Here is a 12,716-nt window from a genome sequence, read left to right as displayed (position 1 = left end):
GGCCGTTTAACAATTGACGTCGGGACTGGGAAGTGGTCACGACATGTAACTCCGCACATTCTTGCAGTGGCGAAAGAAAAGCACCCTCGCAGAAAGCGTCCACCTTCTTGACAGAGTTGCACTACAACAGACTTCCGGTAAACTGGCACTTGTGCAATGACAAAGTTCAGTCAGTGCGCGTGTTACATTGACGCTCCCCTCTTCATCCTGACGTTTTCGCACCAGTCGGCTTGACAAAGCCGCTGGGCAGTCGACTATGTCGGGAATGTCGAGCCTCGAATGAAATCTGGTCCTCTAGTAACTACCCAGTTAGTTTAACAGCTTAACTTTCAGTCAATGAGAACAGGCAAGGATTCGAAGAATGAGTTCACCTCGCGCGCGATACTCGCTTTATTTTGTAAACAAGCAAGGGTTTTACGCATCTATAGATGACATTTCCACGGCTGCGGAAGCAGCTATATGCGACTTTCGACGCGACCTGCTGACCCGGAGGGGTCCTGCTAACGTCGAGAGTCCGGAGGCCGTCTTGTATTTCATTTCTTCGCACCGGGGGTACGATAATCCCGCGGCGAAAATACAGAAAAGAGTAAAAATTATCGACAATCGCGTGAGCTGTAAGGTGTCACTTGGCGACACTGGCGAGGTGCTGCCTGATCTAACCTGCCCCAGCGACTCGGGTAACTCTAGGGGCGAAGTACAATAATAGGCTAAGGCATCGTGAGTGGTTTTCGTGTCCGGCGCCTTCGGCCTAATCAGGTCCCAGTCATTAGAGATCTGCAGGCTGAGGCGAGCTACCTTGCGAGTTGCTTTCCACGCCACTCGGTATGGCTTGACCGCGCTCTCAATGATATCGCAAAAGGCAAGGGTCGGATTGCATACGGGCTGTTTCGACCGGTATGGGTCGGCGATCACACGTCCGAAGAGATTATTGGCTGCGTGATCTTGACGCAGCCATCACTCTCCGAGACAGACGCGGTTGTCGTAAAAAATCTGATCGTTAAGGAGCTTGAGCAAGAGAAAGGTAACAAGTCGGCTGCGGGGAAAGGTGTAGCGCAATCGACGCTGCCGTATTCCTCGGCGAAAGTTGCAGGGATGACCCAACTTCTGGAGAAATGCGAGGCGTTTGCAATTCTGCGTGGATTTCGGGAATTAATTGTCGAGATTCCCTCGACTGAGAACAGCGAGATTGAATTTTACGTCTCCCATGGATTCTCGGTCGTTGGTACCCGCCCGGACGTTTATGTTCGGGGAGATGTCATTTATCGTTTGCGAAAAACATTAATAGAATCTTATCGTGGCGACCCTCACGATATGGAGTCAATCACGAGGTGGATAGCAAAGCATTACTTTAAAATGCGTGGGTTGCCGGACTTCAGCTTGCGATCTTCCGAAATTCCATTGGATTGTCTTGGGACGGATGCCTTAACCGCTCTAGACTTTGAAATTCGCCCCGCAGATTGGCAGTCGCCTGCCAAAGTCGAACCACTCAAGGCACGGTGGGTGATTTGCCGGAAGTATTTTCCGAATGCTTCCATCATCGAACACGAATTAACTAATAGCGATTACGATATCTTCGAAGGCTTTGATCTCAAGCTATTCTTAACGCCATATGTACCAAGGAGCGATACGTTTGATCGCATTCGCACATCTTCGAGTACGGCAAGGGTATTCAATCGGGTTTGGCTAGAATTGAACACGGGGCCCGACACTACGGTGAGGCGAGATGCTATTCCTATCGAGGACATTTCCGGCTTGTTGTTCGAGCTACATTCAACGTCGGCATCTCGGCTCTACCACGCACAGCAGAATGGGAAAGAACTCATCTTCCCGGTTGCGAGCGGGATAGGTAGATCGTGGTGGGAGCATGGTTTCTCTGATGATGAGCCACGTGTCCTGCTGTACCACGGGGATGGAGGACCGTCAAGAAAGGACAAAGGCCCTGGAGTTTGGGCCGACTGCCGAATAGTTGGGGTGCCGAATCAAGAGTCATACGAAGAGATTCTTGAGAGGGTGAGCAATAATGAGACGGTTTTTTCGCAGAATGACTTTTTCTACTACATGAATTCCTTTCACTCATCTTACCGCGGCCTCAACGGTGAGATGATGGCTTTCACAGTTGCTGATTTCAGAGTCCTTTCTAGAAGCTTTCCGCTAGAGCATTTCGCATCAGATACTTTCAAGAGAACATTCTCCGGTGGTCGAATAAGCCCTGAAGAGCTCCCATATATCGATAGCGAACTCGAAGTCTCCGCGTGCTACGTTGACGAAGACACATTAAATAAATGGAGCGTGCATGCATCTGCTGCCGCTCTTTGGCAACCGAGAAAGTATCAAGCGTTTATTTCCTACAGAAGAACTGATGCGAAAAGGTTTGCTGAACGGCTTTACCGTCATCTTAGAGACAAATTCCCGTCCGAAGGAGCCTTTCTTGATTCTGCGGAAATATCCACCGGTGAAGATATCCGAGAGAAGATCGAACAATCGATTGCAACATCTAATGTGGTCGTAATGCTGCTCTCTCATGATTGGCGAGGCAAGCAAAGTATGGAGAAGCCCGATCGAATTGTGAGCGATAAAGACTATGTTCATCTTGAGACGAAAATTGCTGTCTCGCTCGCACGTCAGAAAAAGGTCAAAGTTCTGCCATACTTTATTAATGACGCAGATTTAAACGCGATCGGAGATGACCTTGACTTTCTACAATTCCTGTCAGAGCTCAATATCACCTCGCTTCCCTCAGAGGAGGAAATCGGCCTTGATATCATTTCCCGTGATATCGAACAGCTGGTGAACGATGAAAAGAGAGTTGATTTGTTGACCGATGATGGGGTGGAATGAGTTCATGCATTTCCGACGAAATGTGTGTGGTGGGTGGCATTGCGACGGAGCGTGGCAGTGAGGGAGATGCAGCCATGCACCGGTTGTGCCGACCGACGCGTCAGCCCGGTCACGCAGCGACAAGATGCCGTTCGAGAAGCGTTCGAACTGTGGAATCAACTCACTCCATTGTAAGTTTCTCGAACAACATCCTGTGCCTGTCGGCACCCGGCCGAACATCGGCCGGGCTACCCGATGATTATTGAATATGGCTTGTTATTCTTCGTGTTTTGAGTTCAGAGCCTCAGTTGCTGTGATTCGAGATCGAAAGAAAAAATCGGACGCGCCCGACGGTTTGCCGCGGCAACTTCCGCCGCGTGAACGGCAGCAAAGTGCTGCGATCACCGGCGGGGTGATAAGAGGTGGTGCACCAGTCCTCTAACCTATTGATTCGGGTTGCGCCGTATGCGGAGGGCGTGTCGATTCCGTCGGCGAGACTCGGCTCATGCCTTGCATCGCGCCCATTGTGAAGTTCGAAACCCTGTCGGGAAACTCGGCGGTGCAATAAGCTCACGAACACCCAGATGCGGGGGCGACACGCACCCCGGCACCCATTCCAATAAGCCGAGGTTCCTGCGAACCGCGGAACGATCGCGTAGTTAAAACTCGATAAACCAAAACAGCCCGCAACGCCCGATCAACGCCGGGCGCGACGCTCTCAGATCAGCCGGCACGATCTTTTAGAAGGGCAGCGCTATTAATAATCACATAGAGCTCGCCGACGTTTTGCAGGACGGCGCCGGCGATCGGGGAAATATAGCCCGCCGAGGCGAGGCCGAGCATCACGATCGTCAGGCCCGCTCCCACGATCACATTGCGATGAATGGTCGTTCGGGTGCGTCTGGCAAGCCCGACTGCGAATGGTAGTCGATCGAGGCGCTCGGTCATTAAGACCACGTCGGCGCTGCGAAGCGCGATTTCCGCCCCGGCGGCTCCCATGGCGATGCCGACGTCTCCGCCCGCCAGCGCCGGGGCATCGTTGACGCCGTCGCCGACGACCATCACGCGATAGCCCGCCTCACGTTCGGCTCGAACCACATCGAGTTTATGTCCCGGCAACACTTCCGACACGACATTGTCGACGCCAAGTTCCGATGCGATTTGGTCAGCAACCTGTCGACGGTCCCCGGTTAATAAGGTTGCCCGTTCGATGCCGATTCGGTGCAGATCCTCGATGACCTCTTTCGCATCGGTCCGCGCATGATCAGCCAAGAGTACGCAGCCGAGGCAACGTTTCTCTTTTGCGGTCTCCACTGCGACCCACACGATCGGCCCGGCGTGGTCGGGTTCGACGGGCAGATCAAAGCCCGATTGTTCAACCCAAACGCGACGGCCCAATACGAAACGTCCCTGATCCGTTTTCGCGATAACGCCCCGACCCGCGAGTTCTTCTGCCGATGTCGATTCGAGGTGGTCCGATCGTTCCAACTGATTCGCATAATTAATGATCGCTCGCGAGACCGGGTGCTGCGATGCCTCGGCACAAACGGTCGCCGCCCGCAGCAGTTCCTCATCCGTGCCCTCATGAGGCATCAGTGACGCGACTTCCAATTGGCCGAGTGTGACGGTTCCGGTTTTGTCGAAGATCACCGAGTCAACTTCCGTCAACGCTTCAAGGAACTTCGCATTCTTAATTAATATTCCTTTTCGTGAAGCCGAAGCGAGTGCTGCGACCATCGCGGCGGGGCCGGCAAGAATAAACGGTCCCGGGCAACCGACCACGAGCACGGCGATCGCCCGAGACAGGTCGCGGCTGAGGAAAAGCGTAATTCCGGCGATCAACAGCACACCGAGCACAAAGTACTTCGCATATTGCTCAATTAATCGCAGCATCGCCGTCTTGGACTGCTCGGCATCTTTTAAGAGTTCCAGTACCTTTCCCAACGTCGACGAGCCACCCGCGGTCGCCACCGTGATGTGCAGCAGCCCGTTATGATTAATTGTTCCGGCGAAGACTGTCGAGCCGGGGGCCACATCCTCCGGCGTCGACTCACCCGTGATCGTCGATTGATCGATTGCGGAATGCCCCCTCGCCACCGTGCCGTCAGCCGGAATCGTCTCGCCGGGGCGGACGACGACCGTATCGCCGGGGAGCAGGACATCGGTCTCGACCTCGTGTTCGAGGCCGCGGGAATCAAGGCGTCGGGCCTTTCTGGCCTGCAGCGACTTAAGACCTTCAATCGCCGCCTGCGCTCCGAGCACACTGCGTTCTTCGAGAAAAAACGCCACGCTAAGGATGATCGGAATCAGCGCAGCCGTGGCAAAATCACCTACGGCGAGGGCGGCGAGCGACGCGATCGCGACGAGTTGGGAACTGTAGGCATCGGTCGCACCGGTCAACACGCCGCGAGCCGCTTCCCGCAGGATCGGAAGCAAAACGAGAATCGCGGCCAGTGCCTTCAAACTCTCAGCGATGGGGCCCTGCTCTGCGGGAAAGGCCCATCCGATCGCGTAGGCGGCAATCAGCAGCACCCCCGCGGCCAACGCCGTCCCAATACGCAGGCCCAGACGCAGACGCTCCCCAACCGTCATCCCGGCATCAAGGTCGCGTTGAATCCGATCGGCAACCGGCGCGGTCATGCTGCTCATAATTCACCTCCGGCGGCCGGTGTCGTCTTATCGGGTGGTGAAGCGGTCTCCTGCGTGTGGCGGTGCCCTCTTGGTGTGAGGATCAGCCGCGTTCCCGGGTCGACGAACCGGAATTGGCTGCCGTCACGCATCAGGCCTTCAATCGTTTCGAGATGCAGGCGGTTCCAAACCAATTCGGGATTCCGCCGGTATTCGTCGTGCAGGCGGTCGAACAACTCGACCTCTTCCTCGGCTCGCGTTCGCAGGTCGGTCGCGAGCCGGTTGGCTTCCTGAATCATCGAGTTGCTCTCCGCCTCCGCGGCGGGAACGGTGCGGGCGGCGAAGCCCTCGGATTCCCGTTTCTTCGTTTCGATGGCGATCCGTTCGCTTTGCACCGACTGGAAGGCATCCGCGACGGCCTCGGGTGGCTGAATCTCACGAAACTCCACAGCGGTGATCTCGACCCCCAGCCGGGTGGTATCGGCCAGTTGCTGAGCGGAGTCACGTACGACGAAGGCGAGCTTCTGCGGACCGACGTCCGATTCCCGTTGAAGCCGGAGAGCGTCGTCGACGTTCCATGCAGCGATCGTCTCGGCCGCCGCCCCCGTCGCAATGTCGCGTAGGATGCGCTCCGGGTCGTCGTTGCCAAGCCGATAGGCGATCGGGTCGCGGATGCGATACTTCAAAGTCAGGTCGGCCTGCAGAATGTTCTGGTCGCCAGAGAGGGCATAGCCGTTAAGCCCCACGCCGGTTTTAACGCCATCGAGATCGATCCGTCGCGACCGTAACGCGGCGACCGAAATCTCCCGCTCCTGTTTGACGGGGACACGAATGACTTCGTCGATCGGGTAAGGCAACGCGAGCAGGAGGCCCGGTTGGCGAATCTGCTCGGACGGCGTCGCTCCGACGAGCTTCCCGCAGCGCAACAGCAGCCCGACTTCACCCGGCTGAATCGTCGTTATGCCCGAGCACCAAAACAGGACGAACAGACCGACGGCGAGCCAACTGACCATCCGCAGGCCGGACGCCGCGCCCTCGATCATGGAGAAGCGTTCGGTCGTCCGCTGCTTGGGCGGCACGGGGGGCGGAACGAATTCGCCATCGCTCGGCGGTTGCTCTTCCGGGTGGAATGTGTCACTCATCGCCGCCTCCGTTAAGGCGGCCGTCGCGCTCGTTCGCAAGCGTGCGTCCGCCGGAAGGTGTCGGTACCGGACGCGGTGCCTCGGGCGGATCGGTCAGCAGATCGAAGAAGCCTTGATCGGTTCGCAGGACCACGGTTGCGTCGCGGCTGAGCGTCCGCTTCAGTGCTTCGAGCGAGCGCCAATAGCGATAGAAGTCGGGATCGGTTTGATGTGCTTTGGCATAAATTTCGGCCGCTTTGCGCTCGGCTTCGCCGCGAATCTTGCCCGCAGTGAGACGACCATCGCGAAGGATTTCCTCACTCGTCACCGCCGCGTCATCACGGATCCGCCGAGCTTCTTTATCACCGAACGCGCGAAGCTGTTTGGCCTCGGCCTCTCGCTCGGCCCGCATTTGCGCCAGCACCGCCGTGACGTTGGCGTCTTCATAGGCGATTCGCTTAAAACCGACCTGTTCGACGGCGATGCCGAATTTCTCAGCCGCGACCGATTGGACGTCTGACTCGATCCCCGCCTCAATTTCCGACGTCTTAATGTTGCTCGGATCGGTCGATACAAGGGCTGAGAGATCATAGCGACCCATTAAGGTGTTTTTTGCGGCGGTGACCATGCCGTCGAGTTTGGCCGCTGCGGCCTTCTCATCACCCACCGATTGCAGAAATAGCTCGGGTTCGGCAACACGCCAAACGACATAGGTCAGCAGCACAACATTGCGGCGGTCGCGCGTTAAGGTTGCGGTATACGGGGTATTAAACACACGCTTTCGCATGTCGATCAGCCGGGCATCTTCCACCGGCCAAGGCAGTTTGAAATAAGGCCCCGGTTCAACGAGTTCGCGCACCGGCTGACCAAAGCGTGTCACGACGGCGGCCCGGCCTTCGGGTACCTGAAGGTAACAGGCGTAGCCCACCAGGAGCGCGACCAGCGTCGTCGCAATCAGCCAACGCGAAAGCGTACCCGCCAGCGTCGCCCGCTTTTTGTCAGATTGCTTTGCCATTAATTCGACCGAGTCGTTTGTGATAAAGAATAAATTTAAGGTGTCGTCGAGATCGCCGCATTCGGAAGTGAAGTGTTCGCCCCGTCGGCCCGTTCGTCAAAGATCACGTTGGGTAATGCTGCATCGATCACGAACAGCCGACGACCGAAGAGCACACGTTCGAACGCTTCGAACCAGAGCCTCAGCCGATACGTTTCCGGAGCGGCGGCGTAGGCTTCGCCGACTGCGAGAAACTCGGCCGACTCCCGCCCTGCCTCAGAGACACGTTTGGCTGCGTCGACCTTCGCCGTCGCCACGCGCAAACCGCTTTCTGTCTCGGCGTCGAGTACCTGCTTCGAAGCTTCTCCTTTGGCGGTCGTCACAACGCGTGAGCTGTCGAGTTCGGCATTGACGACGTCGAGATAATTCGTCGCCACCTGCACAGGAGGGTGCAGGTTAATGAGCGCGACATCCACGATCTCAAGCCCGAGGTCATTCGCGGCGGAATACTCACTCAAACGCCGGCGAATCGTTTCGGCAAAGTCGTCCCGCCCACGCGATAAAATTTCGTCGAGCGTCGCCGAACGTGTCTCCTCCATTAAGACGCGATAGGCGAACGCCTCCAGTGCCGACTGCGGATTCGAAGTCGCAAATGCGTGCTTGAGGAATCCCTCAACATCCTCGGCAATTTGGAAATAAATGATCGCGTTGATGGCGACCAGTTCGGTCTCCGAGCCGAGGACTAATGAAAATTCCTGCGCGTGCGGTTTCGTCCATAGGAGTAAGCGTTCCTGGTCGAGCGAGACGAGGCTTTCGTCGATCGCTTCCTCGAAGCCGACCTGCATCGTCTGGACCACACCCGCCGGATAGCGGCGGATCGTCCCGAACGGCCACGGCAGCTTTGTGTGCAGTCCCGGTTCGAGCTTGGTCCGTTCGGCGACACCGAAGCGTTCCCGCAGCCCGGCCTGGTGCGGCTCGATGACCACGAAACAGGTCGCCAGCCAGACGATCAGCACACAACCGATTGAGATCGGCAGGATCGACCGGCGGAAGAAGCGGATCGTCCAAGACGACCGCAGGCTTAAACCGAACCGCGATTCGGCGATGTCGAACAACGCTCCGACGGGATTCGTCGTTGAGAGGAACACCTCCCGAAGCAGCGAGTGGACCGGTGCGACGAGCGGCTCGTCGCGGGTGATCGGGCGGAACCAGCCGGCGAGAACTCGAAGCAATTGCTCGGTTCCCACCGCAAGCGTCCAAATGCTGATCGCCCATGCCGCCCAGCTCTCGGCGGGGCGATAAACGGTGGCAATGAGCAACGCGCCGCCCGATACGAGGGCCGCCAGCCGGGCCTCCGACAAGGCATCGCGGACGGCAAAAAGTTCAGGAAATACATTTCGCTCCGCCTGCCGCAGGGACCGGGCAAAGACCGTCCAGAGACTGGCTGCCAGTACCGCGGCGATCGCGCCGCCGATCACCTGCTGTTGGGACTGGGCGCGCGGGATCTCGACCAGTTGCGACAGGAGAGAAAGGACTGAGAACACCAGCACTGCCACAGTCGGTGCGGCGACGAACAAATGATGAACCGCACTCGTTTCCCGCTTCTTGGCCAGCGCGTTGGCTGAGTCGTCCGCATCGAGCCGACGGCGGGACTTTGCGGCATCGAGCGCCGCCCAAATCGCCGTGGCGCAAAGACATAACTCCAAGCCTGCGGCGCGGAACAATCCCGACTCGATCTGAAAGGCATAGGCGAACGCAGTGACGGCGGCGATCCCGACGCACCACAACGCGCTTCGCAGCATCGGCTCGGCCGACCCTGAGCTGGATTTCGTGTCGGGCGATCGGTCCGGGGTATCGCTCACGGTCGCTCTCGCAGGTAGGCGCGCTGGGCAGCAAGTTGGAGATTCATCAAGTCACCCGATTGTTGAGTCGCGGCGATCATGTCGCCGTCGCGGACGCGATCTTGCATCCATAAGAGCTGGGTTCGCAGGGCCCGGGTCGCGGATCTCTGTTCCGCCGTCGGAAAGGAAAAACGGATAGCCGCTCCGACCGGGAGCTTCGCCGCCGTCTGATCCCAAGCCGCAAGTTGCTCCAGCGCCCAGCCCGTCTTCCCCGTCCTTATTGCGACGATCGCGTCGGCCTGCAGCGTCCTCATCTCTTCCATCGATTCCTTCGGGCCGGGGAAATAGATGTAACTGACCAGACACACGAAGAGGGCCATCCCACAGACGGCGACGGCCCCGATTTGAGACGCGGGGACTGCGCGGCTCATTCGGCTATCTGTGTCGGTGGCGACCTTCTCCGGGTCATCGTCGCGGAAGCGGACCTTCAGCAATCGAAAGACGACTCCGGACGTGAGTAGCAATGCGAGCAACACCGCACCGCCCCGCATCATCGGATCGGTGTAAGAGAGACCATAGGAAACGGCGTGGCCGAGGCTGCCGAAACTGGCATGATGGGGGCGGGTCAGCGCGTCGAGCCCGTGCGTCTCTTCCTCCTGTGCCACGGGGACCGGGAGGAGGCTCTGCGAACCGTAGGAAGCCGCGACCGCGACTAAGATCGTCGCCAACCCGAGCGCCGTAACCCGACGCGGTCCGAACCATTTCACGAGCCAGACGATGGTTCCCGCGCTGAAGCCGACGCCGAAGACATAGACGGCGAGTCCCGTGGGGATCGAAAGATTGACTTTCGACAGCGAAGAGAGCTGCATCACCCCGGTCGCCGGACTGACGTATTGAGGCAACGCCAGTGCCGTCGCCTCGATCGGTCCGAGCCGATTGGAACGAGAGCACAACTCTTCAAACAACCCCGGCGGCAGGAATGAGGCCGTCACCGCCGAGACCAGAACGACAATGGCGAAGTCGGTCGCGGTCCACCCGGTCGCGATTCGACCGGACGCGATGAACAGGTTCCATAATCGTGTTCCTCCCGTCAGTCCCCGGGGCAGTGGCTCCGAAGTCGGCTGGGGATCAACGGCGAATCGGGAGGAGACGTCGCAAACCGTGATTGAAACGACCACGGTCGCTGCCACCACCAGCAGGAAGTTCGAGAAGGAGAGGACACTGAGCCCATAGACCAGCGTGATCGGATTCAGTAGCGGCGCGGCGAGTCCGAATGTGAGCAGCTTCGAAGTCGGTAGCCCCAGCCGACGCAACTCGCGCAGCACCGGCAGGACCCCGATGGCACAGACCGGCAGCGCCATACCCACGAGCGTCGCCCGCAGCAGTCCCTGCGGCCCCTCACCGCGGAAGATGACGGCTACCTTCTCTGGAGTTGCGAGCGTGCGCAGATAGGCCGCGGTCACGATCCCCGCGAGGATCGTCGCCGAGCCTTCCACAATCGTTCGCGCAGCCCCGACGACCAGGGTCACGACGAACATTTCGATAGTGGGCAAATCAAGAGTCAACAGCCAACCCCTACACGATCAGACAAGTGAACCGTTTCAGCCAACGATCGACGAGAAGACGTGACGATGCGTTTAACTTGGATGAAATTCGGAATTAACATTTCATTCTTGACGATTTTGTCTTTAGAAAGTTGATAGACTGATCGGTGAGAGATCACTCGGAATCGAACGATTCTGCGAATGGCAATTTTGCGCTACTCACAGTTCTTCACTAATCACAGTCGGCATGATTTATCGCATCGCAATCTGGATGACGGGACTCGCTGCCTGGGGGGCTAGCATGATCTTCGTGTTGCAGCAGTCCCTGTTTGTCGGCCTGACCGACCGAAACTATTGCGGACCTTGGGGCTGCGGACCGCCGGTCGAAGCACTACTTTCCTTTCACGCCTTCTGGCTGGTTTTCTTCGCGGGGCCGGTTGCTGTCCTTAGTTTAATGTTACCCCCTCGGCGATTGGCAAGTGCCGGTTTTGCTATTTCGGTCGCCAGCGCCGCCCTGACCATCGCTTTCCTCCTGCAGCGTCGGTCACTCTGGCTCGCACGGGAACTCGATAGTCCGCAGTATGCCTGGGCATTCGCGCGGCACGAATTGTGGACCCTGGTCGACTTCCCGATTGTGCAGTTCTTCTTAGCAGGCCTCGTTATGATGGCGGTCGGTTTGACTCAAGTCGGCTGGCAATCAGTTTCGCGAAGGCAGTTTCATCAGTCGGCGGTCAACTCGGCAGAGATTTAATGAGTCTACCGCTTCTCCCGATCTACTCGGTGGGGACGGAGACCTTCTCGAGAATTTCTTTAATAATCGATGTCGGCTCGTCCCCCTCTACTCCCAATCGGACCGACAAGACCGGCCGGGCCACTTCTTGGATATCGTCAGGCGTCACGAATTCGCGATGGTCGAGAAACGCCTTCGCTTGTGCCGCCCGCTGCAAAGTGAGTAGGCCCCGGGGACTGAGCCCCAATTCGATCAGCCGGTGGGAACGCGTCGCTTCGCCCAGGCGGACGATATAGTCGCGGACCGATTCGGCGACCGTTACTGCGGCCACCTCGCGCTGCATCTGGGCCAATTCCTGTTCGCTGAAGACAGGGGCGAGCCCCTGCTCATCCGCCTTGCTAACATCACCGATCGCCGCGCCGAGCATGTGAAGTTCATGGCTGCGGTCGGGGTAGCCGATCGAGAGCTTCATCGCGAAGCGGTCGAGCTGCGCCTCCGGCAGAGGATACGTGCCGTGCTGGTCGATCGGGTTTTGTGTCGCAATCACGAAGAACTGCGGCGACAGCGAATAGCGGATGCCGTCATAGGTGACCTGTCGTTCGGCCATCGCTTCGAGTAGAGCCGACTGCGTTCGTGGCGTTGCCCGATTAATTTCATCGGCCAGCAGCACGTCGGCGAAGACCGGCCCTTCACGGAATTCAAACTCATGTGATTTTTGATTGAAGATATTAAAACCGGTCACGTCACTGGGGAGCAGATCGGGAGTACATTGCACGCGGGCGAATTGGCCCCCGACCCCGTCGGCGAGTGCCTTCGCGAGCGTCGTCTTGCCAAGACCGGGCTTGTCCTCGAGTAACAGGTGCCCGCGAGCGAGCAGGCAGACGAGGACGTTTTCGACGACCTCCGCTTTACCGCGAAGGGTCTCGTTGAGCCGCCGTCGCAGCTCGTCGAGCTTGGCGAAATCGGATTCATGTGTCGCGTGTTGAACGGGCTCCGCGACTGCGGTTGAAGTCATAGTGGTAAGTCCTCCAAGTGTATTAT

The 12,716-nt window shown here is 58.0% G+C and carries 8 protein-coding genes; 2 read left to right on the top strand and 6 right to left on the bottom strand.

All coding sequences use genetic code 11. The features are described from left to right. Nucleotides 1-717: 717 nt before the first annotated feature. Nucleotides 718-2,838: a TIR domain-containing protein gene (locus tag Pan189_RS04935; RefSeq protein WP_145362847.1), complete on the top strand. Its 2,121-nt coding sequence runs from the start codon at nt 718-720 to the stop codon at nt 2,836-2,838. Nucleotides 2,839-3,540: 702 nt separating this feature from the next. Here the strand turns inward: Pan189_RS04935 and Pan189_RS04930 are convergent. From Pan189_RS04930 to Pan189_RS04910, 5 genes are read right to left on the bottom strand one after another with little or no spacing between them, the layout of a single operon-like run. Beyond that, entirely contained in the window at nt 3,541-5,466 is a 1,926-nt protein-coding gene (locus Pan189_RS04930) for a heavy metal translocating P-type ATPase (protein WP_145362846.1), read from the bottom strand. After that, nucleotides 5,463-6,587, bottom strand: a complete 1,125-nt coding sequence (gene hflK, locus Pan189_RS04925; protein ID WP_145362845.1) for a protease modulator HflK — start codon at nt 6,585-6,587, stop codon at nt 5,463-5,465. Before hflK (Pan189_RS04925) ends, Pan189_RS04930 begins: the two co-directional genes overlap by 4 nt. Continuing rightward, nucleotides 6,580-7,581, bottom strand: coding sequence for a protease modulator HflC (hflC, locus tag Pan189_RS04920; RefSeq protein WP_145362844.1), 1,002 nt, complete (start codon nt 7,579-7,581; stop codon nt 6,580-6,582). Before hflC ends, hflK (Pan189_RS04925) begins: the two co-directional genes overlap by 8 nt. A gap of 35 nt (nt 7,582-7,616) precedes the next feature. Continuing rightward, entirely contained in the window at nt 7,617-9,422 is a 1,806-nt protein-coding gene (gene hflK, locus Pan189_RS04915) for a protease modulator HflK (protein WP_145362843.1), read from the bottom strand. Beyond that, on the bottom strand, nt 9,419-10,930 hold the full coding sequence (locus Pan189_RS04910; RefSeq protein WP_310821099.1) for a permease: 1,512 nt from the start codon (nt 10,928-10,930) through the stop codon (nt 9,419-9,421). The genes hflK (Pan189_RS04915) and Pan189_RS04910 overlap by 4 nt, the downstream gene beginning before the upstream one ends. Nucleotides 10,931-11,192: 262 nt before the next feature. Here Pan189_RS04910 and Pan189_RS04905 point away from each other — a divergent pair, with 262 nt between their 5' ends. Then, nucleotides 11,193-11,696, top strand: a complete 504-nt coding sequence (locus Pan189_RS04905) for a hypothetical protein (protein ID WP_145362841.1) — start codon at nt 11,193-11,195, stop codon at nt 11,694-11,696. Between the two features lie 22 nt (nt 11,697-11,718). Here the strand turns inward: Pan189_RS04905 and Pan189_RS04900 are convergent, their stop codons facing one another. Next, a complete protein-coding gene (locus tag Pan189_RS04900) occupies nt 11,719-12,690 on the bottom strand; it encodes an AAA family ATPase (protein ID WP_145362840.1) in 972 nt (323 codons plus the stop codon). Nucleotides 12,691-12,716: the final 26 nt, after the last annotated feature.

It is taken from the genome of Stratiformator vulcanicus, from assembly GCF_007744515.1.
In the GTDB taxonomy this organism is placed as follows: Bacteria; Planctomycetota; Planctomycetia; order Planctomycetales; family Planctomycetaceae; genus Stratiformator; species Stratiformator vulcanicus.
This window is presented reverse-complemented; position numbering and strand designations above follow the sequence as displayed.